The sequence below is a fragment of the Halomonas sp. N3-2A genome, from assembly GCF_002216165.1.
Classification (GTDB): domain Bacteria; phylum Pseudomonadota; class Gammaproteobacteria; order Pseudomonadales; family Halomonadaceae; genus Vreelandella.
Genome location: NZ_CP022286.1, coordinates 448393 through 470390, shown reverse-complemented (window position 1 = coordinate 470390; position 21998 = coordinate 448393). Strand labels below are relative to the sequence as shown.

21 protein-coding genes are annotated in these 21998 nt (G+C 53.1%); 12 read left to right on the top strand and 9 right to left on the bottom strand.

All coding sequences use genetic code 11. From position 1 onward, the window contains the following. Positions 1–6: 6 nt before the first annotated feature. From CEK60_RS02045 to CEK60_RS02035, 3 genes are read right to left on the bottom strand one after another with little or no spacing between them, the layout of a single operon-like run. Positions 7–1446, bottom strand: a complete 1440-nt coding sequence (locus CEK60_RS02045) for an N-acetylmuramoyl-L-alanine amidase (RefSeq protein WP_232471514.1) — start codon at positions 1444–1446, stop codon at positions 7–9. 50 nt (positions 1447–1496) lie between these two features. After that, on the bottom strand, positions 1497–1994 hold the full coding sequence (gene tsaE / locus CEK60_RS02040) for a tRNA (adenosine(37)-N6)-threonylcarbamoyltransferase complex ATPase subunit type 1 TsaE (protein WP_089037609.1): 498 nt from the start codon (positions 1992–1994) through the stop codon (positions 1497–1499). 11 nt (positions 1995–2005) lie between these two features. Next, positions 2006–3499: an NAD(P)H-hydrate dehydratase gene (locus CEK60_RS02035; RefSeq protein ID WP_089037608.1), complete on the bottom strand. Its 1494-nt coding sequence runs from the start codon at positions 3497–3499 to the stop codon at positions 2006–2008. Between the two features lie 95 nt (positions 3500–3594). Here CEK60_RS02035 and queG point away from each other — a divergent pair, with 95 nt between their 5' ends. Further along, on the top strand, positions 3595–4707 hold the full coding sequence (gene queG, locus CEK60_RS02030) for a tRNA epoxyqueuosine(34) reductase QueG (protein ID WP_089037607.1): 1113 nt from the start codon (positions 3595–3597) through the stop codon (positions 4705–4707). Positions 4708–4725: 18 nt separating this feature from the next. Here queG and orn read toward each other — a convergent pair whose 3' ends face one another. Further along, positions 4726–5319 (bottom strand): oligoribonuclease, encoded by a 594-nt coding sequence (gene orn, locus CEK60_RS02025; RefSeq protein WP_089037606.1) that lies wholly within the window; start codon positions 5317–5319, stop codon positions 4726–4728. A 146-nt stretch (positions 5320–5465) separates the two neighbouring features. On the opposite strand from orn, the gene rsgA reads away from it, so the two are divergent. From rsgA to asd, 3 genes are read left to right on the top strand one after another with little or no spacing between them, the layout of a single operon-like run. Continuing rightward, positions 5466–6485, top strand: a complete 1020-nt coding sequence (gene rsgA / locus CEK60_RS02020; protein ID WP_089037605.1) for a small ribosomal subunit biogenesis GTPase RsgA — start codon at positions 5466–5468, stop codon at positions 6483–6485. Positions 6486–6538: 53 nt separating this feature from the next. Further along, positions 6539–7381: a sulfurtransferase gene (locus CEK60_RS02015; protein WP_089037604.1), complete on the top strand. Its 843-nt coding sequence runs from the start codon at positions 6539–6541 to the stop codon at positions 7379–7381. Positions 7382–7391: 10 nt separating this feature from the next. Beyond that, positions 7392–8225, top strand: a complete 834-nt coding sequence (gene asd, locus CEK60_RS02010) for an archaetidylserine decarboxylase (protein WP_089037603.1) — start codon at positions 7392–7394, stop codon at positions 8223–8225. A gap of 17 nt (positions 8226–8242) precedes the next feature. Here asd and epmA read toward each other — a convergent pair whose 3' ends face one another. Further along, positions 8243–9223 carry an EF-P lysine aminoacylase EpmA gene (gene epmA, locus CEK60_RS02005; RefSeq protein ID WP_089037602.1) on the bottom strand — a complete coding sequence of 327 codons (981 nt, stop codon included), beginning with the start codon at positions 9221–9223 and terminating at the stop codon, positions 8243–8245. Between the two features lie 117 nt (positions 9224–9340). Next, the gene (gene efp, locus CEK60_RS02000; protein ID WP_009721928.1) at positions 9341–9907 is read right to left on the bottom strand and encodes an elongation factor P; all 567 of its coding nucleotides are present in this window, start codon (positions 9905–9907) and stop codon (positions 9341–9343) included. A 119-nt stretch (positions 9908–10026) separates the two neighbouring features. On the opposite strand from efp, the gene epmB reads away from it, so the two are divergent. Next, complete coding sequence (gene epmB, locus CEK60_RS01995; RefSeq protein WP_089037601.1) at positions 10027–11049, top strand: EF-P beta-lysylation protein EpmB; 1023 nt, start codon at positions 10027–10029, stop codon at positions 11047–11049. A 99-nt stretch (positions 11050–11148) separates the two neighbouring features. Here the strand turns inward: epmB and leuA are convergent, their stop codons facing one another. Further along, complete coding sequence (gene leuA / locus CEK60_RS01990) at positions 11149–12855, bottom strand: 2-isopropylmalate synthase (protein ID WP_089037600.1); 1707 nt, start codon at positions 12853–12855, stop codon at positions 11149–11151. A gap of 16 nt (positions 12856–12871) precedes the next feature. Beyond that, on the bottom strand, positions 12872–13756 hold the full coding sequence (locus CEK60_RS01985) for an ion transporter (RefSeq protein ID WP_089037599.1): 885 nt from the start codon (positions 13754–13756) through the stop codon (positions 12872–12874). A 159-nt stretch (positions 13757–13915) separates the two neighbouring features. On the opposite strand from CEK60_RS01985, the gene CEK60_RS01980 reads away from it, so the two are divergent. From CEK60_RS01980 to CEK60_RS01950, 7 genes are all read left to right on the top strand, one after another. Then, a complete protein-coding gene (locus CEK60_RS01980; RefSeq protein WP_089040825.1) occupies positions 13916–16747 on the top strand; it encodes a monovalent cation/H+ antiporter subunit A in 2832 nt (943 codons plus the stop codon). Beyond that, entirely contained in the window at positions 16747–17079 is a 333-nt protein-coding gene (locus tag CEK60_RS01975; RefSeq protein WP_038485658.1) for a Na+/H+ antiporter subunit C, read from the top strand. Before CEK60_RS01980 ends, CEK60_RS01975 begins: the two co-directional genes overlap by 1 nt. Continuing rightward, positions 17076–18587 (top strand): monovalent cation/H+ antiporter subunit D, encoded by a 1512-nt coding sequence (locus CEK60_RS01970; protein WP_089037598.1) that lies wholly within the window; start codon positions 17076–17078, stop codon positions 18585–18587. The genes CEK60_RS01975 and CEK60_RS01970 overlap by 4 nt, the downstream gene beginning before the upstream one ends. After that, entirely contained in the window at positions 18584–19081 is a 498-nt protein-coding gene (locus tag CEK60_RS01965; protein WP_089037597.1) for a Na+/H+ antiporter subunit E, read from the top strand. Before CEK60_RS01970 ends, CEK60_RS01965 begins: the two co-directional genes overlap by 4 nt. Beyond that, positions 19075–19344 (top strand): K+/H+ antiporter subunit F, encoded by a 270-nt coding sequence (locus CEK60_RS01960; protein WP_038485667.1) that lies wholly within the window; start codon positions 19075–19077, stop codon positions 19342–19344. Before CEK60_RS01965 ends, CEK60_RS01960 begins: the two co-directional genes overlap by 7 nt. 28 nt (positions 19345–19372) lie before the next feature. Beyond that, complete coding sequence (locus CEK60_RS01955; protein WP_089037596.1) at positions 19373–19759, top strand: Na+/H+ antiporter subunit G; 387 nt, start codon at positions 19373–19375, stop codon at positions 19757–19759. 143 nt (positions 19760–19902) lie between these two features. Next, entirely contained in the window at positions 19903–20736 is an 834-nt protein-coding gene (locus CEK60_RS01950; protein ID WP_332459887.1) for a DUF6694 family lipoprotein, read from the top strand. 54 nt (positions 20737–20790) lie between these two features. Here CEK60_RS01950 and serB read toward each other — a convergent pair whose 3' ends face one another. Continuing rightward, positions 20791–21996 (bottom strand): phosphoserine phosphatase SerB, encoded by a 1206-nt coding sequence (gene serB, locus CEK60_RS01945; protein WP_089037594.1) that lies wholly within the window; start codon positions 21994–21996, stop codon positions 20791–20793. Between the last annotated feature and the right edge of the window lie 2 nt (positions 21997–21998).

Sequence of the window (21998 nt, the reverse complement as noted above, 5' to 3'; positions counted from 1 at the left end):
TTATGATCATGAACGTGGAATACGTAGCACTTGGCCAACACGGATAACGTCACCGTTAATATCGTTGGCCTGCTTCAGCTGATTCACTGGCACACCATGGCGTACGGCAATAGCTGACAATGTATCTCCCGATTGGATACGGTACTCGTTACCGCTCGGTCGACGCTGATTATCGCGCTGCCACGCCAATAGACTTGCTGGCGGCGGATTGCGCTCGAAGTGATCACGCAAACCATTGAAAATAGCCGTTGATAGCCCACGCTGATGGACCGGATCCCTCAGGCGACGCTCTTCATCAGGGTTAGAAATAAAGCCAACTTCGATAAGTAGCGACGGAATATCGGGCGATTTCAGCACCATGAAACCGGCTTGTTCAACACGAGACTTATGGAGACGGTTGATACGGCCTAATTGGTCGAGCACTTGACCACCAATCGACAGCGAATCGTTTAACGTTGCCGTCATCGTGAGGTCTAGCAACACACCTCGCAGCACTTGATCCTTGTCACGCAAAGAAAGGCTGCCGTCAACACCACCAATCAAGTCGGAGCGGTTTTCGCTATCCGCCAGCCATTGGGCAGTTTCAGACGTTGCGCCTCGCTGGGAAAGTGCATAAACAGAGCTTCCCTGGGGCCGCGGGCTGGAAAACGCATCGGCATGTATCGATACAAAAAAGTCGGCTTTCTGATCCCGAGCAAGCTGGGTACGCTGACGAAGCCCCAAGTAGTAATCACCATCGCGAATGAGTACCGCTTTAAAACCGCGCGTACCGTTTACTTCTGCGGCAAGGCGTCGCGCAATTTCCAGTACTACATCTTTCTCACGTGTTCCAGAAGGACCTATCGCGCCAGGATCTTCGCCGCCATGCCCAGCATCAACAGCAATAATAATATCCCGCTGCGGATGCGGTTGAGCTGGCTGAACCGCGGTAGTTGTTGGCGCTACCGTTGGCGGCAATATCTCTTCAGCGACCACTTGCCCTGGTGACTGCTCCTGTGCCTGAGCCTGAGTATTAGCTCTTTGGGCAAGGATTTCTTGATCGCGAATCATCGCCTCTATCGGATCAATGGGGTTTTCGACCGCACTCTCGCCAGGGTACTCAAGATCGACCACCAAACGATGCCCATACTGGTCGTTGGGTGGCAATGAAAAGTGACGTGGGGATATGTCACGGTTAAGCTCCAGAACAACGCGAAGTCCGCCACCATCCCGAACCCCCGTTCGTACTTCATCGATGGCGCTCCCATCCAATGGCAGCGTAGATACATCGGTGTCTAGGTAGCTTTCATCAAGATCAATGACTAACCGTGACGGGTTCTCAAGGGAAAATACATTAGCGTTTGCGGCTGCCGTCAAATCAAACACCAAACGCGCATGATCAGGAGCCGCCCACAACCGCATGCTCTCTACCGTTGCCGCTTGTAGCGATGACACACCTACCACCATCAGAACACAGCCAAACGACACATTGCGTGTCAGGTAGTTTAGTGCGCTGTTTATAGCCATTGAGTTACACCACTTTCAAGCTTTTCACTGCCATGCTTGCTAACCATCTCGCTGATCACCCGTTCACCCAAGTCAGTTTCTGCGGTTAGCGTAACCAAGCGACCAGGATCAGCCACCTCCAGCACCACTCGCAAATCTGGTGCGGGGAGCCAACCCTCACCTCGGCTCGGCCACTCAATTAAACAGAGCGCGTCATCGGCAAGTACATCTCGCCCGCCGATAAACTCAAGCTCCTCTGGATCTGCTAAACGATACAAATCTAAATGATAAATGCGCTGCGCACCCAGTTCGTAGGGCTCTACCAGAGTATAAGTAGGACTTTTAACCGCCCCCTGGTAGCCATAAGCGCGCAATATACCACGCGTCAATGTTGTTTTTCCTGCGCCTAAGTCGCCCTCTAAATAAACACGCCCGTGACCTTGCAGCGCCTGCCCTAATGCCTCACCAAAGGCAACGTGAGACACTTCATTATTCAATTGCACTTGCATGTAGGCCGCCTTCACGGGTTAATTAACACTCGTGCATAGGATGCCAGATCACTTGCCAGCAAGCCACGCTCACCCGTTGCTTTAGCCGCTTCATCGCCTGCCAGCGCATGCACCATCACCCCAAGCCATGCTCCGCGCTCCATATTGGCGTTCTGAGCAACCAGTGTACCTAGCATCCCGCTCAGCACATCTCCCATGCCGCCGCTAGCCATCCCCGGATTGCCATAAGGGCATATCACCAACCCACTGGGGCCCGCCACTAAGCTACCCGCCCCCTTTAAAATCACAACGCCGCCCCGCGCTCGCTGCAAGGCTCGGGCAGCCGCTGGGCGATCTGCTTGAATATCGGCGACGGAACAGCCTAGCAACCGAGCCGCCTCACCCGGGTGCGGTGTTAATACCCAATTATCACGCCGCTCATCAGGCCAGCGACTAGCCAACAGGTTGAGTGCATCCGCATCAACAATTAATGGCACATCTAATTGCAAGGCACTCTGCAATATCGCTTGCCCCCAGGCTTCTTGACCCAGCCCCGGCCCAACAACGATTACATCTGCCTGGCAAGGCAGATGACTCGCATCGGCGCCACCGCGAACACCATGGGCCATTACCTCAGGGCAGCGCATCAAACTAGCAGTCACATGCTCAGGCGCCGTTGCCAAGCTGACCTTACCGGCGCCTAAACGCGCGGCCGCTTGAGAAGCGAGCAACGCCGCACCACCAAACCCTGGTGCACCTCCCATTACCACGATATGCCCCAGATCACCTTTATGGCTGATACGGGAGCGCGGCGTGAATACCTCACCCAAAAGTTCATCGTCCAAACGCCATGCGCTGGGCGGTATATCAAAAAACGCTTGCGCCTTGACACCTAACGGACGGAAGTCAATTTCACCGGTATAAGCAGGTGCATCGCCAGTATGCAGGCCAATTTTGTCGCCTATAAACGTCACCGTGCAGGTTGCATTGACGGCCAGCCCCATGACGGCACCCGTGTCTGCCGAGATGCCAGAGGGAATATCCAACGCCAATACCGGCTGATGCGACGTATTGATCGCTTCAATCACCGGCCTTATTTCTCCGGCAACATCACCCGACAGCCCGGTACCGAGCAGTGCATCAACAATCACCTCACCCACCAAGGTGGTACTTGACTGCCACTGGTCCAAACCAACGCCCGCCGCCGATGCCAGCTCGGCAGCGCGAGCAACATCCCCCGTCAACGCCTCTAAAGGCCTAAGTGAGATACGCTGCACTTTAAGCCCGGACTGCATGGCCAACGCCGCAAGCACATGGCCATCACCCCCGTTATTACCGCTACCACACAGCACTGTCACGCTTCGTGCATGCGGCCAGCGGGAGCGGAAACTGTGCCATGCGCTGGAGGCTGCTCGCTGCATCAAGGCAAAACTTTCAATGCCGCCGGCAATCGTACGCCGATCAAGCTCACGCACTTGAGCCGCTGTATAAAGGGGGCGTAGCGAGGAAGTACTTAACGTGGGCACGATCTCTCCTTAATCTGGTGACAGTTGGGCACTAGTAGGTTGATAACCACTTATGCGTTAGCATAGCGCGCTTAACGCGCTACCGTTGATTTACCATGCAAAACTCCACCACCTTTTCACTATCTGATGATGACTTGACGCGTCTTGCGGCCCTAATCAAAACATGGGGTCGAGAGTTAGGTTTTCAGCAAGTGGGTATTACAGACACTCAGCTAGCAGCTCATGAAAAACACCTAGATGCTTGGCTTGAAAAAGGTCACCACGGTGACATGAGCTTTATGGCGAAACATGGCACCAAGCGCACCCGCCCGGAGGAGCTTGAACCCGGCACCCAGCGAGTTATCAGCGTGCGCATGGACTACTTACCCGCTGAAGTAGAAAGTACAAAAGTGCTGGGCCAACCTAGCCGTGCCTATGTCTCACGCTACGCACTGGGGCGCGACTATCATAAATTAATGCGCAAACGTTTGGCGCAACTCGCTAAAAAAATCGAGCAGCAAGTCGGCTCGTTTGGTTATCGCGCATTTGTCGACTCAGCGCCCGTCATGGAGCGCGCCCTAGCGCAAAAAGCAGGCCTTGGCTGGTTTGGTAAAAATGCCATGCTACTCAACCCCAAGGCGGGCTCGCTTTTTTTCCTCGGCGAGCTGTATACCGACTTGCCGCTGCCTATCGATGCACCGTTTACTCAGGAGCACTGTGGCAGCTGTAGCGCCTGTCGCACCGCCTGCCCAACCGGTGCCATCGTAGATGACAAGGTCGTCGACTCGCGCAAATGCATCTCTTATCTCACTATTGAGCTCCGCGGCGCGATACCTACTGAGTTTCGCCGCGCCATGGGCAACCGTATTTACGGTTGCGACGACTGTCAGTTGGTGTGTCCTTTCACTCGCTTCACCCGCGTTACCCAGGAAGATGACTTTGCGCCGCGCCATGACCTTGACCGCGCCGGCCTCCTTAGCCTGTTTGCCTGGGGCGAGGACGAATTTTTGGATAAAACAGCAGGCAGCCCCATCCGGCGTATTGGCTACGAACGCTGGCTGCGCAATCTCGCCATCGGCCTGGGCAATGCACCCTGGAGTCGCGCGGTAGAGGCAGCCTTGTGGGCAAGAAGAGCCTACCCCAGCAGTTTAGTGCGTGAGCACGTTGCTTGGGCGCTTGAGGAGCAGCGCCTCAAGCGCGGTGCGAAAATTGCTACTGACGGCGCTTAGCCACTTCTCTGAACGACCTTACTCCTCTTCGTCTGTTAGCGTTTCGAGGCGTAAGAACGTACTCCGATAGTGAGCCAACTCGGCAATCGACTCCTTGATGTCATCCATCGCCAGATGGACATTCTGCTTTTTAAATCCTGCTAAGGCACCTGGATTCCAACGTTTTGCCAACTCCTTAACGGTCGATACGTCCAAATTACGGTAATGGAAAAACGCCCAAAGACCCGGCATTTCACGCTCAAGGAAACGCCGATCCTGGTGAATGCTATTGCCACACATAGGCGATGAGCCAGAGACCACATAGTGGCGAAGAAAATCGAGCGTTTGCTGCTCGGCCTCAGCGGTAGTCACGGTGCTCGCTTTGACGCGCGCAACCAGTCCACTCTCCCCATGGGTCTTTTGATTCCAGTCATCCATTTGTGCCAGTTGGCTATCGGGCTGCTTTACCGCAATCACCGGCCCTTCCGCTACGACGTTTAAATCGGCATCGGTAATCAATGTGGCCACTTCAATGATGCGCTCTTTGTTTGGATCCAGACCGGTCATTTCCAAGTCTATCCACACTAGCAAATCATCCCGCGGGGTGGCGTTGTCAGCAGTTTGCTCGCTCATTACATTCATTCCTTGGCCAGTACCGCCACTTAATACGGCGATTAGAGTTAAAGTGTGGCTTATATTGCCTTAACCAGCACCCAATGCAGGACAGTAGACTGCCCAGGTGAGTACAATGCCACTATTGTACCGAGCATCAGGTGGTCATGAGCAAACGTAAATTAAGTCGCCAGCAACAGTGGCGAGTCGATAAAGTCCAAGCGGAACGTGCCCAACGTGCTGAAAAGCGCGATGTGAAAGACGCTGAAAAACTTGCCGCCGGCGAATATGGTGCCGAACAACCAGGCCGAGTTATGGCTCACTTCGGGCGAACACTAGAAGTGCGCGATGCCGATGGTACGCCCGTGCGTTGCCACCTTCGCGCCAACCTAGATGGCTTGGTCACCGGCGACCGGGTGATTTGGCGAGCAGGCCAGGATGGCTCTGGCGTCGTCGTGGCCCGCGAGGAGCGCGACAGCGTGCTAAAGCGCCCAGACCCGCGGGGCCAGCTTAAGCCTGTGGCGGCCAACATCGATCAATTGCTGATCGTCTTTGCGGTAGAGCCCGCTCCTCACCCCAATCTGATTGACCGTTATTTGGTCGCTGCCGAAGCAACAGGTATTACCCCCGTGCTGGTGCTCAACAAAACCGATTTGCTACCAGAAGACGGTGGCAAACTGGGAGAATTGCTTGAGCGCTATCACTCTCTGGGCTACACCGTGGTGCGCACTACCACTGCCAATGAAGCTGGCTTAGATGATCTACGCCAGCAGCTTGAAGGGCGAACCTCTGTGTTTGTCGGCCAGAGTGGCGTGGGCAAATCATCACTGATTGATCTTCTGCTACCCGATGAAACTTTGCGCATTGGCGCTCTGTCAGAAGATTCGCGTAAAGGCACCCATACCACCACCACCGCTCGGCTTTATGCGATGAGTAGTGACGAAGTGACTGACGGCGAGCTCATTGATTCACCGGGTATTCGCGAGTTTGGCTTGATCCATCTTGATGAACAGGAAGTGACCGATGGATTTATTGAGTTTCATCCGTTCATTGGCCATTGCCGCTTCCGAGATTGCCGCCACCGCAACGAGCCAGGCTGCGCTTTACTAGAAGCCGTCGAGGCAGGCAAGATTCATCCAGAACGTTTTGCCAGCTATCGGCGCATTCTCGATAGCTTAAACGCATAATTTTTATTAGCTTGATGCCTGATATATCAATTGCTAAGCATAGGGAGCTGTCAATGAGCACCGCTAGCCATTCATCGGAAACCAACCTACTGCCGCTGATTGTTGAGCCCGAGCAGCTTCAAGAACACCTGGATAATCCACAGCTGCTAATTATCGATGTGCCAGTGAATGGCGATAGCTATCGCCAAGGCCATGTACCGGGTGCTATTTACCTGGATTTTCGCTACCTAATGCGTGGCGAAGGACCGGTACCTAACGATGTGCCGAGCACTGAATTTCTCTCACGACTGTTCAGCGCACTTGGCCTAACCCGGGATACTCACGTCGTCGCTTATGATGATGAAGGCGGCGGCTGGGCAGCACGACTGCTATGGACACTGGAACTAATCGGCCACACCCGTTACTCCTATTTGAATGGCGGCATCCATGCATGGAGAGATTCCGGCTTGGCAGAAAGCACTGAATCCACCGCACCAACACCAAGCGAGTACCGAGCGGAGATCTTAAACCCGCACGCCTTAATCACCTGCGACGAAATCAAACAAAAGCTCGCAGATAAACAGTTCGCCGTTTGGGATGCTCGCTCTAAAGGCGAGTTTGATGGTGAAAAAGGCAACAATAAGCACCTTGGTCATATTCCGGGAGCGGTCAACATGGACTGGCTAAACGCCATGGATCGCAATCGCGCACTTCGCATCCGCGATTACGCTGAGCTAATGACCGAACTAGGTGCACTCGGCCTAACGCCCGATATGGAAATTGCTACTCACTGCCAAAGCCATCATCGCAGCAGCTTCACGTGGTTAGTCGGTAAAGCGCTGGGCTTTAATATACGTGGTTATGCGGGCTCTTGGGGCGAATGGGGCAACCGCGACGACACACCGATTGAGAAGTGAAGATACGACTGTGACTGTTTCCCAAAAAGCGTTTTCCCTAATTCAGTACCCGCTCCCCCACCATGCGCTTTCGCGTTTAACAGGCAAGCTCGCCCAGTGCGATGCTCCCGCGGTGAAGAACAGGTTAATTAAGGCGTTTATCAAACGTTTTGATGTGGACATGAGCCAAGCGCTGGAGCCAGACCCCACCGCTTATGCAACGTTTAATGACTTTTTCACCCGCGCTTTGAAAGCCGATGTTCGTCCATTGGGAGAGGGCCTGCTAAGCCCTGCTGATGGCACCCTGTCACAGTTCGGGCGTTTACAGGCAGGTCAGTTAGTACAAGCGAAAGGCCACACGTTTTCTGCCCAAACCCTGCTAGGTGGCGACAGCGCGCTAGCCGAAGAGTTTATGGGCGGCAGTTTTGCGACTGTTTACCTCTCTCCTCGAGATTACCACCGGGTACATATGCCGGTTACAGGCACCCTGCGCGAGATGATTTATGTGCCAGGGCGGCTCTTCTCGGTCAACCAAGCAACCGCTAACTACGTGCCAGGGCTGTTTGCTCGTAACGAGCGATTGGTGTGTGTTTTCGATACCGAGCACGGCCCAATGGCCATGGTATTGGTAGGTGCAATGATCGTCGCGGCGATCGAGACTGTCTGGGCAGGCCAAGTGACGCCGCTTTCAGGACACCCTCAGCGCATGCGTTTCGGGCAACCAATCACGCTTGAAAAAGGCGCTGAAATGGGCCGCTTCAAACTGGGCTCAACGGTGGTGATGTGCTTTGCCAAGCCGGTGACGTTTGAAGACAACCCGCTGGGCGCCAAGGTACAAATGGGCCAAACACTGGGCGAGCCTTAAAACGCGAGACATTAGTGCTAACAATTAGCCGTTGAAAATGTAAGCACGTCTTCCAGGCGTGCTTTACCCAGCGCCAGCTGAATAAGCCGATCTATGCCCAATGCCACCCCAGCGCTTTCTGGCATTCCATGGTCTAGCGCTGCTAGCAATTGCTCATCAACATCAACCTCAGGTAAACCTAAACGGCGACGCTCGGCATTATCTTCACTGAAACGCAGCCGCTGCTCCTCAGCATCAATTAGCTCATCATAACCATTCGCCAGTTCAACACCACTGAGATAAAGCTCAAAGCGAGAGGCTACCCATTCACCATCTGCGTCTTGATGGCGGCGCGCCAAGGCCGCTTGGCTGGCAGGATAATCCAACACAACACTCAGCTCGTTTTGGCCAAGCGTTGGTTCAATCACCATGCTCATTAACAGGTCGAGACAAGTATCGCGACTCTCTTCTGTTAGCGCATGTGCCGGCATCTGGCCACGCTCTGCAGCCAACGTACGCAATGTCTCAATAGAGGTCGTAAAGGGGTCTACCGCTAAGTAGGTATGAAACAGCTCACGGTAACGATAGTGCACCACGGGGCCTGCAAAACTCGGCAGCACGTTAGCAACCAGCGTGGTCGTCTCATCAATCAGCTGTGCCAGGGTAAACCCTGGGCGGTACCACTCAAGCATAGTGAATTCAATATTATGGCGGCTGCCAATTTCACCATCACGAAAACTTTTAGCTAGTTGAAATATCGGCCCACTACCTGCGGCCAGCAGGCGCTTCATATGAAACTCGGGCGACGTTTGCAGCCATAGTCTACGCTGGCCTTTATCAGTACGCGCCATGCTAGACAGCGAGACTAAGTGCACATCGGTGCTGCCTCCCTGCCCCAACACCGGCGTTTCCACCTCCAGCACATCCCGCTCAGCAAAAAACGCACGCACCCCAGCGAGTAAGCGTGCACGCTCGCGCAACGTTTCGATACTTGCCGTTGGCTGCCAGCTAGCCGTCATTTACGTCCCCTCCAATGCTATAAAGCCACGCATGGTCATCACGTGGCTTTATAAAGTAGATGCTTTCGCGGCTAACTAACTACCGGTCACTCGGCAGCGCTTATGCTCGAGAAACACTTATGCTCGAGAAACATAGTCGCCAGAGCGTGTATCAATCTTCAGCACTTCACCCTGGTTGATAAACAACGGTACGCGCACAACCGCACCGGATGAAAGTGTGGCAGGCTTAGAACCACCCTGGGCAGTGTCACCTTTCAAACCTGGGTCCGTCTCAACCACTTCCAGTTCAATGAAGTTGGGTGGTGTAACGGAAATCGCTTTATCGTTCCAAAGCGTAATAATATAAGGCACCTGCTCCTTGAGCCATTTTTCAGTATCGCCCAATGCTTTCTTTTCAACGGCGTACTGCTCGAAGGAACCATCCGTCTTCATGAAGTGCCACATGTCGCCGTCGGTGTAGAGATATTCCATCTCCAGATCCATGACATCGGCACCTTCCAGTGAGTCACCGGATTTGAAAGTACGCTCGCCAACACGGCCAGTCATCAGGTTGCGTAGCTTAACGCGGTTAAATGCCTGACCCTTGCCTGGCTTGACCAGTTCGTTCTCGACGATAGAACAAGGATCGCCGTCGAGCATTACTTTCAAACCGCCTTTGAATTCATTGGTAGAATAGTTCGCCATGATGCCTCTCAGTGTTTTATTTCAGTAACATAGTGCGCGAAGCCATGCTTCGCCGTTGATAATGTCGTTGTAAGCGTCGTCTAATAAGTGCGCGCATGATAACCCGAAGGAGGGCTTTTTTGCAGGAGAACATTATTATCGCTGATAAGCGCCCGTCTACCCAGATTTACGCGTCATGGCAGCGGCAGCTTTCCCAAGCGATTCGCGACCCAGCCACTTTGTGCAAGCGTTTAAACTTGGACGACAGCTGGCTACCTGGTGCTTCTACTGGGCACCAGCTGTTTGAAATCTGTGTTCCCGACGCCTATCTTACGCGCATTGCCCCCAACGACCCCAATGACCCTCTGCTCCGCCAAGTACTGCCGGTAAGCGATGAAGCCTCAACACCGCAAGGTTACGTCACCGACCCGCTAGAAGAAGCAGAGCATCAGCCTGTTAAGGGGCTCATTCATAAGTACGCTGGCCGCGTGCTGTTAATTGCCAGCCCCGCTTGTGCAATCAACTGCCGCTACTGCTTCCGGCGCCATTTTCCCTACAGTGACAACTCTCCTTCCAGAGCGCAGTGGCAGGAAGCACTGGATTACCTGCGCGCCGATACCACCCTTCACGAAGCGATTCTTTCTGGCGGTGACCCGTTGGCCGCCAACGATCGTCAGCTGGCGTGGCTGGTGGAGCAGCTTGAAAATATTCCGCATCTCAAGCGGCTGCGCATTCATACGCGCCTCCCCGTGGTGATACCCGACCGGGTTGATGATGCACTTCTTGACTGGCTAGCGGCGACACGCTTGCAAAAAGTCATGGTACTGCATATTAACCACGCCAATGAGATTGACCAAGCGGTCATTGATGCCTGCACACGCTTAAAGCAAGCAGGTGTAACGCTGCTCAACCAAAGCGTGTTACTACGCGGAATAAACGATAGCGTCAGTACGTTGGCGACTCTGTCCGAACGCCTGTTTGAAGCGGGCGTGCTGCCTTACTATTTGCATGTGGTCGACCCCGTGCAAGGTGCCGCCCATTTTGACGTCCCCGATGAGGAAGCCAAAACACTGGTTAAGCAGTTACTTGAACACTTGCCAGGCTTCTTGATGCCCCGCTTAGTCCGCGAAGTGCCTGGCAAGACTAGCAAGACGCCGCTGTAGTTCCCATAACCATGCTAGCTGTCATCACCACATTAGCTAACGATAAGGAGGCCAACGCCTCCTTATAGGTCTGCTAGCAATCACTTCAAGCCAAGGGATTTAGCCTAGCGTCTCTGCAGTCACATTGGCAGCCGGCGCTTGGGTGGAGTGATGACGGTTAATGGCGCTGAGCACACCTTTCATCGACGCGCTGGTGATGCTTTCGTCGCTGCCGACACCAAACACTGCTTTACCATCAATGCGCACCTCAACATAGGCGATTGCTTCAGCATCGGCCCCTTGTCCGCGGGAGTGCTCATGGTAATCAATTATTTCCACCTCTTGACCGCTAGCCACCAGCGCTTTCACAAACGCGGCCAAGGGGCCGTTGCCCTCACCGGTTACCGTTTGGCGCTCATCTCCGCTTTCCAGTATCGCTTCAAGCGCAACTTTTGGGCTTTCTGGCTCAGAGGAAAGGCGATGACTTATCAGCGCCAGCGGCGAATGCTGCTCCAGGTACTCATCAGCAAACGCCTGGTAAATCATTTGTGAGGTAATTTCGCGCCCAGTGCGGTCAGCGACTTCTTGCACGACTTGGCTAAACTCAATAGACAGCCTGCGCGGCAGCTCAATGCCGTGCTCCTGTTCCAGCAGATAGGAAATACCGCCTTTTCCAGACTGACTGTTAACACGAATTACTGCTTCATAGCTACGCCCCACATCCAGCGGGTCGATAGGTAAATAGGGTACATCCCAAGGCGCCTCAGGATGCGCACGACGATCTGCCATGCCTTTTTTAATCGCATCCTGATGCGAGCCTGAAAACGCGGTAAATACTAAATCGCCAACGTAGGGATGGCGCGGATGGACGGGTAACTGATTGCAGTACTCGACCTCGCGCATAATGGGCGTAATGTTGGAGAAGTCCAGGTTCGGGTGAACGCCTTGAGTATAAAGGTTCATCGCAAGCGTCACGATATCCACGTTCCCAGTACGCTCGCCATTGCCAAACAGCGTACCTTCCACCCGGTCAGCACCGGCCATTAGCGTCAATTCCGCCGCCGCCACGCCAGTACCGCGGTCATTATGCGGATGCACACTGACAATCAGCGTATCGCGCTTTTTAACATGGCGACAGAACCACTCAATTTGATCAGCATAGTTATTGGGTGTTGCGACTTCTACGGTGGCCGGTAAGTTAACGATCATCCGGTTATCAATGCTAGGCCCGAAGGTATCCATTACCGCTTCGACAATTTCCACCGCAAAGTCCATCTCCGTGGTGGTGAATAGTTCAGGCGAGTACTGGAAGGTCCAGTGAGTGTCTGGATTAGCGGCCATTAAATCGCGGATTTGCGCCGTGGCATCAACGGCGATCTGCACGCACTCTGTTTTATCTACATTAAACACTACCCGCCGAAACATCGGGTCGGTGGCATTGTAGACGTGCACAATGGCGTTTTTAGCGCCTTTAAGGGCTTCGAACGTGCGTTCGATTAAATGCGGACGCGCCTGGGTCAGCACTTGAATCGTCACATCATCAGGAATTTTATCCTGCTCAATCAACGAACGGACAAAGTCGAAGTCAGTTTGTGATGCCGATGGGAAGCCCACCTCAATCTCTTTAAAACCAACGTTCAGCAGTAGATCGAACAAACGCTGTTTGCGCTCTTGATCCATGGGGTCGATTAACGACTGGTTGCCATCACGCAAATCTACACTGCACCAAATCGGGGGCATGTCGATACGCTGGCTAGGCCAGAGGCGATCAGGCAATTCAACGGCCACGAAGGGGCGATATTTTTTAGAGGGATCGGACAACATCATGACGTCGCTCCTGTCGTTACTCTGTTTTTGGCAACCCTGTTTTAGGTTGGTCGGTTTGGTCACTTGAAGTTGATGGGGTGCCTTTATGGGCCATGGCAGCCTCCATACGATCAAGCTGCGCTTTTAACGTATGCACGTCGCTACGCAACGCTTGAAGCTGAGCAGAATCTCCTTCACCGCTATCCAACTCCATCTGCGCACTCTCCTTTTGCATCACATCGAGCACGATACCAATCATCATATTGAGGAAAATAAACGCGGTAAGGAATATAAACGTCAAATAATAGACCCAACTCCAAGCATAGACCTCTTGGGTGGCATACATGACGTCAGTCCAATCTTCAAACGTAGCGATGCGAAACAGCGTGAGCATCGCTACGGAAATGTTACCCCATAAAAAGTCGTCAACGTTATGGAATAAAAAGCTACCCAGAGCAGCATAGATATAAAAGATGATAAACATCAGCAGTACGACATAGCCCATCCGGGGGACCGACTTCACCAACGCTCCCAGCAACATTTGCAGCTCAGGAATCATCGACACCAAGCGCAAAACACGGAAAATTCGCAGCAAGCGTGCCAGCAATACCATCTCCGAGTCGTCCATGGGGATCAGGCTAGCGGTCACTATCAGAAAATCGAAAACATTCCAACCTTTCTTAAAAAAGCTGACTAAGTTGCGCTCGGCTGCCATTCTGATCAAAATCTCAATCAGAAAGAACACGGTTACGGCAATATCAAGGTAAAGCAGCCACTGCTCTATTCGGGAGGTTTCCTCATAGGTTTTCGCGCCTATTACCAAGGCAGAAATCACAATGATGGAAATCACGGCGCCTTCAAACAGCTTGTTCGAGCGCAGCTTTTCGAAGCGGGCTTGCCAGGTATTGAATGGTTCACTCATGGAACAGGGAGTCTCTAAACGGTTAACGGCATCACTTTATACTAAAATCACGTACTTACTATACAAGTGATATCCTGTTGTTTCACTTGAAGTATCTCCGCCACCCAGGTAGCGATTGCCACCTTGGTGTTTCACGATTTTTTTGCGCTGGATAAGCCCATGACACTGCTGTGGATAGCCTTACTGCCCCTGTTAGGCGTGCTGGTGCCGGCATTAAATGCCAAGCGCGGCCGCACCCTGTGCTCGCTGGCGACAAGCATACTGCCCGCTGTTGCCCTGCTGCTGACACTGTTGCAGATCCCCGCCCTGTTAAAAGGTGAAGCGCTGCGTTTTAACGCGGCATGGATGCCTGAGCTAGGCCTTGAGCTGGCATTCCGTTTAGATGGCCTGTCGTTGCTGTTTAATCTTTTGATTATTGGCATCGGTCTGCTGATTCTTTTGTATGCACATTTTTACCTAGATAAAGAGGAGCCATTCGGACGTTTTTATGCCTTTCTGATGCTGTTTATGGCATCGATGGTGGGCATTTCGATGTCAGACAACCTCATCTTACTCTGGTTATTCTGGGAACTAACCAGCCTTTCGTCATTTTTGCTGATTGGCTTTTGGTCGTACCGTACTGATGCCCGTAAAGGTGCCCGCATGGCGCTTACCGTTACCGGTGCTGGCGGTTTGGCCCTGCTAGCGGGTCTCCTACTGCTGGGTGACATGGCCGGCAGCTATCGAATGGACGATGTACTTAGCAGCGGCGCTGCCGTCGTCGCCGATCCTCGCTATCCGCTGATGCTTGGACTAGTTCTACTCGGTGCATTTACCAAGTCAGCTCAGTTCCCTTTCCAGTTTTGGCTACCTCATGCCATGGCGGCCCCAACGCCAGTCTCAGCGTATCTGCACTCTGCCACCATGGTGAAAGCAGGTATTTTTCTGATGGCACGTTTACACCCGGCGATTGCTGGCAGCGAGCTTTGGAGCGTAGTGGTGCCGCTCATAGGTACTATCACGCTGCTCTACGGCGCTTGGTTTGCCCTGTTTAAGACCGACCTAAAAGGAATTTTGGCGTTTTCAACCGTCAGCCACCTAGGCTTGATCACCGTGTTATTGGGTATTGGTAGCCCAATGGCAGTGTTAGCAGCTCTGTTTCATATTTTGAATCATGCGGCCTTCAAAGCGGCCCTATTTATGAGCGCAGGAATTATCGACCATGAAACGGGCACCCGAGAGCTCAAGCAATTAGGCGGCCTGAAAAAGGCGATGCCTGTTACAGCGCTGTTGACCACATTGGCCGCCGCAGCCATGGCAGGTGTGCCGTTACTTAACGGATTCCTCTCCAAAGAGATGTTCTTTACCGAAACACTCGCCACCCCGGTACTAGGCGGACTTAGTTGGTTACTACCGGCATTGGCAGCGTTAGGTGGCATGCTTTCAGTGGCTTATTCATTGCGTTTGGTACATGCGGTATTTTATAAACCAGCCAAAGAAGCAACACCTAAAGCGCCTCACGAACCACCTCATTTAATGCGCCTGCCCGTGGAAATCCTAGTGGCCCTATGTGTCTTGGTCGGACTCTTTCCAGCCTTTTTTGCCACCGGCATTTTACAACTGGCGACCCAAGCCGTATTGGGCGAGCCGCTTGATTTCCATTTAGCTATTTGGCACGGCATCAACTTGCCATTGATGATGAGTGGGCTGGCCTTTGTTGTGGGTATCACGCTCTACTGGCGCCATAAGAATCTACGCCGCTTTGTGCAATCATTCCCCAGTATTGATGCGCGCCGCATCTTTGAGCGCTTTATCGTCACTCTGGGTTATCGTGCCGAACAGCTTATTACCAAGCTTGAAGGAAACTCGCTTCAGCGCTATATGGGTTGGCTGCTTTTCGCGGCGTTACTGATGGGTGTGATTGGCCTAGCGAGCATTGACGGCCTAACCGGTTCAAAAGGTAATCAGCCAATTGATGGCATTGTTTTATTAGGTGCCGGCATGCTGATATTCGGGGGAGTAGCAACTGCCGCTGCCCACCGCTACCGGCTAATCTCTTTGCTGATGCTTTCGGTCGTAGGCTTATTCGTTGCCCTCACCTTTGCACGCTTTTCTGCCCCAGACCTGGCACTGACACAGCTATCGGTAGAGGTTGTTACCATGATACTGCTGATGTTAGCGCTATTTTTCTTACCCCAAAAAACGCCGCGTGAATCGAGCCCCAAGCGCAACGTACGGGATATGTTACTGGCAGGCGCATTAGGCTTAGTGGTGGCTAGCCTTAACTATGCGGTGATGACACGTGAGACGCTGTCGATATCTGAGTTCTTCGTTGAAAACAGTAAACCTGGCGGCGGCGGGTACAACGTCGTCAACGTGATATTGGTCGACTTCCGTGGCTTCGATACGCTTGGCGAGATTACGGTGCTGGCCATTGCAGGCTTAGCCATCTTTAAACTATTAAACCGGCTACGGTTGTTTATCCCACATAGCGATGGTGAAGGTCGTGTTTGGTCGCCTGATCGCTATCCCGCCATTTTAACGTCGATTTCTATGACGTTACTGCCACTAGCGCTGCTGGTTTCTGCGTTTATCTTCTTACGCGGCCATAACCAGCCTGGCGGCGGATTTATCGCCGGCTTGATTACGGCTGTGGCGCTTATCTTGCTGTATATGGCACGCGGCGTTGAGTGGGCACAAGAGCGCCTAAACTTCCCCTTCCAACCGGTGGCCGTGGTAGGCGTTGCCATTGCAACACTCACAGGGCTGGGTAGCTGGCTTTTGGGCTATCCGTTCCTGACCTCATCTTTCGGCTACTTTACGCTGCCACTGATTGGCACCTTTGAACTGGCTACCGCTCTGCTCTTTGATCTTGGCGTTTATCTAGCGGTTGTCGGTGCAACGCTGATGATTCTGGCCAACCTGGGTAAAGTCACCACGCCACACCGACCCGTCACCGAACCCAAAGCAAGCGATGATTCGAGTACGCCCACTAACAAGGAGTCCCACTAATGGAAATGCTCTATGCCATTACAACGGGCATATTAACTGCGTGCGGACTCTATCTAACACTGCGCGGGCGTACGTTCCCCGTTGTGGTTGGTCTGACGCTGCTCTCCTACGCGGTCAACCTATTTTTGTTTTCCATGGGCGGCTTAACCACGGATGGCGCTGCGCTAGTAAATGAAGGCACAAACATTGCTGACCCGCTACCCCAGGCACTGGTATTAACAGCGATCGTGATTGGTTTTGCGATGACCGCCTTTGTGGTCATCCTGGCCATGCGTGCACGCAGCGAAGTAGGTAACGACCATGTCGACGGCAAAAAGGAAGACCACGAATGATTCAGCATCTAATTGTTTTACCCGTGGTGCTACCGTTAGTCGCGGGTATTTTGTTGCTTTATCAACGCCAGGGCTTAGTGCGCTATAAGCGCACCGTCAGCGTTGTCGCTTCGATACTTCTGCTGTTCGTCTCAATAGCGCTGGTCAACCAAGCGGCGAGTGGTGACATTACTTACTACGCGCTGGGCGACTGGCAACCCCCGTTTGGGGTGGTGCTGGTGCTGGATCGCTTATCGGCATTGATGGTGTTAGTCACCGCAATTTTAGCGGTCGGTGCGGTCATTTTTGCCTGCGGCGGTGATGATGAAAAAGGCAGTAACTTCCATGGCCTATTTCAATGGCAATTGCTAGGCATTAACGGGGCCTTTTTAACCGGCGACCTGTTTAACCTCTTCGTATTTTTCGAAGTGCTACTCCTGGCCTCTTACGCATTACTGCTACACGGTGGCGGTAAAGCACGTATCCAAGCCAGTGTTCACTATGTCGTGCTTAACTTAGCAGGCTCCTCACTGTTCCTAATCGCCGTGGGTATTTTATATGGCGCAACGGGCACGCTAAACATGGCCGATATGGCGCATAAGCTGGCTAGCCTGCCCGCCGAACGCGAAGGCTTAGTCACCGCCGGGGCATTAATGCTGCTGGTAGTTTTCGGTTTAAAAGCGGCTATTTTGCCACTCTACTTTTGGCTTCCCCGCGCTTATGCAGCAGCCCCCGCCCCCGTGGCAGCGTTATTCGCCATTATGACGAAGGTGGGGATTTACGCGATTTTGCGCGTTTATTCACTGATATTCAGCGATCAGGCAGGCGGTTTAGTCGCACTGGAACAGCCATGGATATGGTGGTTAGCGCTAGCAACGCTAGCCGCCGCGGGTGTTGGCGTTATCGCCGCACGTGATTTACGCCTGCTGGTAGCGTATCTGGTGCTTATTTCGGTAGGCACGCTACTGGCTGGCATTGGCATGCGCTCTCCGGCCGCGACATCAGCACTCCTCTATTACCTCATTCACACCACACTGATTACCGGCGGACTTTTCCTGCTAGCGGAGATGATTGGCCTACAGCGGGGCAAACCCGGCACGCGCATCGTAAAAGGCCGACCATTGGTGCAAGGAAATGCACTAGCGCTTACCTTTTTTATCGGTGCCATTGCCGTGGCCGGGTTACCGCCACTATCCGGTGCGTTAGGGAAGGCACTCATGCTTAACGCCGCCGAAGGTGGTGAGCGCCTATGGCTTTGGCCGCTATTACTATTAACGAGCCTTGCGTCGTTAATTGCGCTATCTCGCGCAGGCTCTACGCTGTTTTGGCGCAGCCACCGTGGCAGCCCAAGCGGCAGCAACCTCTCTCGCTACCAATGGATTGGCATGCTGTGGCTGCTTAGCGCGGCACCACTAATGGTCGCCTTTGCAGGGCCCGTGAGTAGCTATACCCAAGCCACGGGAGAACAGTTGGCCAACCCGCAGCTGTTGATTAATTCGCTTCTGCCTGATGCTGGAGACGCCCAATGATTGCCCCCCGCGCTTGGCTCCCTACGCCGGTACTGTCACTGCTGCTGCTGTTGGTATGGCTACTGCTTGTGCGTAGCTTTGCATTCGGTCAGATCGTGCTAGGCGGCGCGCTGGCCATCCTTATTCCGTTATTGACCCATCGCTTTTGGGACGCACGCCCCCGCATTGGTAAACCGCTTAAACTGTTGCGTTTTGTGTTTCGCGTACTAGGCGATATCGTCATCGCCAACTTCGAAGTTGCGTACTTAATTGCTAATCCCTGGCGTAAAGTCAAACCCCACTTTATTGAATACCCGCTGATGCTTGAGGAACGTTTCACTATTACGCTTCTCGCAAGCACCATCAGCCTAACCCCAGGAACAGTTTCAGCGAACTTAAGGATGGACGGAAAATCGTTACTCATTCATGCACTTGATGTAGACGACGAGGACGCCCTAATTGCCCAAATTCGCGAGCGCTATGAGCGCCCCCTTAAGGAGATTTACGAATGCTAAGCGCCGCACTCGTGATCACTTTAGCGCTAGTGGTAATGGCGCTACTGATGAATCTTTATCGCCTAACCATTGGCCCCGACCTGCCAGATCGCGTGCTGGCGCTCGACACTATGTATGTCAATTCAATTGCGCTGATCGTACTGCTGGGGCTGTGGCTCAACAGCAAGACCTACTTTGAGTCTGCGCTGTTAATTGCCATGCTCGGTTTTATCAGCACGGTGGCCGTATGTAAGTACATTTTACGCGGGGATATTATCGAATGAACCGTGTCACGTCTCAGGAGATGCGCCCATGTCGTTTTTTGTCGAAGCGCTGATTTCACTACTGTTGGTTGCAGGCGGTATTTTCGTCTTTATCGGCTCGCTGGGTCTCGCTCACCTAAGAGACTTCTACATGCGCCTGCATGGCCCCACCAAGGCCACCACACTCGGCATAGGCTGCATGCTTGTCGCCTCAATGGGTTACTTTTGGAGTATCGATGGCAAGCCTGACGTACAAGAACTGCTAATCACGCTGTTTTTATTCATTACCGCACCGGTTAGCGCTCACTTGCTCGCCAAAACGGGTCTTCACATGCAGCTCAAGCATATAGATAAAACCCAGGGCAAACCGGTAGAACTCCGCTCAGAAGAAGTTGGTGAAAAACCTGTCCCGCACCCTGACAAGGGCCATGGTTAAAAGACAGGAACAGCCGTTCTTGATCGCTAAGCGCTGGCTGAAACGCCAGCGTTTTTTATATGTCAACGACGCGAGATAGTAGTGGGAAGCGACTCTTTCCGGTAAGCTCCTTGCGTTTTGTTAGCCTGTTTTGAGGTAATTATATGTGGAGCCTGCTTAGGTTGTCGGCACTGTCATTAACCACGTTGATGATAGCGGGTTGCTCAGACCCCAAAATAGACACAAGCTCAATGCCAGCCGCCGTAGTTTCGGTTGAGAAAGTGCGCGACTCACTCCCCGCCTACAAGCGCGATGAGTTTGATCAAGCATTAACGATCATTGCCATGTCATCGTTTAGCGGCATCGATTTACTCAATGCCCAACGTATGAATGCCGCCGAAATTGCCGAGTCAGCGAATGCCTACATGCATGGCCTAACGGGTGATGAAATTATAGAGCGCGCTGATAAAATGCTGCGCGAACGCCGTGCCCGCGAACGCGAGCAGGCGCTGCAAACGCTTGATCGTCTAGAAACCAAACAAGCGCGGGCTGAACACGATCAACAACAGCGCGCCCAAGTAAGCATTGAAAGTGCCGATTACTACATCAGCACCAGCCCCTATGGCGCATTCGAACCCGTGATTGATCTTCAGGTAACGAATGGTTCTGACCAAGAGGTATCAGAACTGTTTTTACATGGCGTATTGACCAGCCCAGGACGCGAGACAGCGTGGGTAGATGAAACGTTTTACTATGTTATTGCTGGCGGCCTAGCCCCCGGCGAGACCGCACAATGGAGTCTTGCCCCCAACCGCTTCGGCCCCTGGGGTAATGATCAGATTCCCCGCGATACACAGCTAACCTTAACGCTACTGGGGATAAATAACGCGCAAGGTGAGCCACTTTGGAACTCGCCATCGCTTAGCGAAAATGAGGTCGCTAAACTAGAAGCCCTGCGTGCCGAGTATGGCGGTGTTAACGCCCATACTGCCAACTAGACTAGGGCTAAGGCGGTGCTAAAGCACCGCCTGTTCACTTAGCGGCGCTATCAGTCAGTCGATCAGATCTGCTTCCCGATAGCCAATTAAATACAGTACCGCATCAATTCCCAACGTTGAAATTGCCTGGCGAGCTTGTGCGCGAACCATCGGCTTGGCGCGAAACGCAATCCCAAGCCCCGCTTTTGCCAGCATTTTAAGATCGTTGGCACCATCACCAACGGCAATCGTCTGCTCTAAAGTAAAACCTTCGCGTAGCGCGATTTGCTCTAGTAGATCGGCCTTGCGCTGCGCATCGACAATCGGTTCTTTCACATCACCGGTTACTTTGCCATTTTCAATGACCAGCTCGTTGGCGTGGATTTCGTCAAAACCGAGCTTCTCCTGAAGATGGCGAGCAAAGTAGGTAAAGCCCCCAGACAATATCACCGTGCGGTAACCAAAACGCTTTAAGTTCGCCATTAGCCGCTCAACACCGTCCATTAAGGGCAGCTCGGCAGCAATCTCTTTCAAGACCGACTCGTCTAAACCGGCTAGTTTACTCATACGCTCGCGGAAGCTTTGTTGAAAATCCAGCTCGCCACGCATCGCTCGCTCGGTCACGTCGGCGACTTCATCTCCGACCCCATGGCGGCGAGCCAGCTCGTCAATCACCTCCGTCTTGATCAGCGTCGAGTCCATATCAAAACACACTAAACGACGATGCCGACGCCAGATAGTATCTTCTTGAATAGCAATATCGACACCATGCTGGGCACCTAGCGCGAGCGCCTTTTCGCGTAGGGCTTCTAGCTCTACATCACTGCCCCTGAGCCAACATTCAACGCAAGCACCGTTAGCAGGCGAGTCACCTTCAAGCGCTTCGCGGCCTGAAAGACGGTGAATTAGCTCAACAGTGAGACCAAACTCTGCGGTCAGCGATCCTACTTCAGCTAATATGCCAGCAGGCAGCTTGGGGGCTAGCAGGCTTAAGATGAGTCTTGGTTGGCTGGCTTGCTCACTCCAGCGCTGATAGTCGTCACCACTCACCGCAATTGCCTGCACGTCTAAGCCTAGCGTATCTCCCGCTTCACTAAGCGCGGCTTCCAAAGCGCTGTCCTGATCAAGCCCCACCAGTATTTCCAAAGAGAGCATGCCAAACGTCACGCTTTGATTAATATCCAACAGCCGGGCACGCCCAGCCGCCAACGCATTACCCAGGCCAGCTAACTGCCCTGGGCGCGCAACCCCGGTCGCACGAATCAAATAACGTGTTGCCATGA

Coding starts and splice junctions, on each gene's coding strand:
- orn (WP_089037606.1), bottom strand. CDS start 5,319: ATGAGCGAGCAAACTGCTGACAACGCCACCCCGCGGGATGATTTGCTA.
- CEK60_RS02045 (WP_232471514.1), bottom strand. CDS start 1,446: ATGGTGGTAGGTGTGTCATCGCTACAAGCGGCAACGGTAGAGAGCATG.
- queG (WP_089037607.1), top strand. CDS start 3,595: ATGCAAAACTCCACCACCTTTTCACTATCTGATGATGACTTGACGCGT.
- efp (WP_009721928.1), bottom strand. CDS start 9,907: ATGGCGAACTATTCTACCAATGAATTCAAAGGCGGTTTGAAAGTAATG.
- CEK60_RS01980 (WP_089040825.1), top strand. CDS start 13,916: ATGACACTGCTGTGGATAGCCTTACTGCCCCTGTTAGGCGTGCTGGTG.
- CEK60_RS02015 (WP_089037604.1), top strand. CDS start 6,539: ATGAGCACCGCTAGCCATTCATCGGAAACCAACCTACTGCCGCTGATT.
- CEK60_RS01970 (WP_089037598.1), top strand. CDS start 17,076: ATGATTCAGCATCTAATTGTTTTACCCGTGGTGCTACCGTTAGTCGCG.
- CEK60_RS01975 (WP_038485658.1), top strand. CDS start 16,747: ATGGAAATGCTCTATGCCATTACAACGGGCATATTAACTGCGTGCGGA.
- CEK60_RS01955 (WP_089037596.1), top strand. CDS start 19,373: ATGTCGTTTTTTGTCGAAGCGCTGATTTCACTACTGTTGGTTGCAGGC.
- tsaE (WP_089037609.1), bottom strand. CDS start 1,994: ATGCAAGTGCAATTGAATAATGAAGTGTCTCACGTTGCCTTTGGTGAG.
- epmA (WP_089037602.1), bottom strand. CDS start 9,223: ATGACGGCTAGCTGGCAGCCAACGGCAAGTATCGAAACGTTGCGCGAG.
- CEK60_RS01960 (WP_038485667.1), top strand. CDS start 19,075: ATGCTAAGCGCCGCACTCGTGATCACTTTAGCGCTAGTGGTAATGGCG.
- CEK60_RS01965 (WP_089037597.1), top strand. CDS start 18,584: ATGATTGCCCCCCGCGCTTGGCTCCCTACGCCGGTACTGTCACTGCTG.
- CEK60_RS01950 (WP_332459887.1), top strand. CDS start 19,903: ATGTGGAGCCTGCTTAGGTTGTCGGCACTGTCATTAACCACGTTGATG.
- leuA (WP_089037600.1), bottom strand. CDS start 12,855: ATGATGTTGTCCGATCCCTCTAAAAAATATCGCCCCTTCGTGGCCGTT.
- CEK60_RS01985 (WP_089037599.1), bottom strand. CDS start 13,756: ATGAGTGAACCATTCAATACCTGGCAAGCCCGCTTCGAAAAGCTGCGC.
- serB (WP_089037594.1), bottom strand. CDS start 21,996: ATGGCAACACGTTATTTGATTCGTGCGACCGGGGTTGCGCGCCCAGGG.
- rsgA (WP_089037605.1), top strand. CDS start 5,466: ATGAGCAAACGTAAATTAAGTCGCCAGCAACAGTGGCGAGTCGATAAA.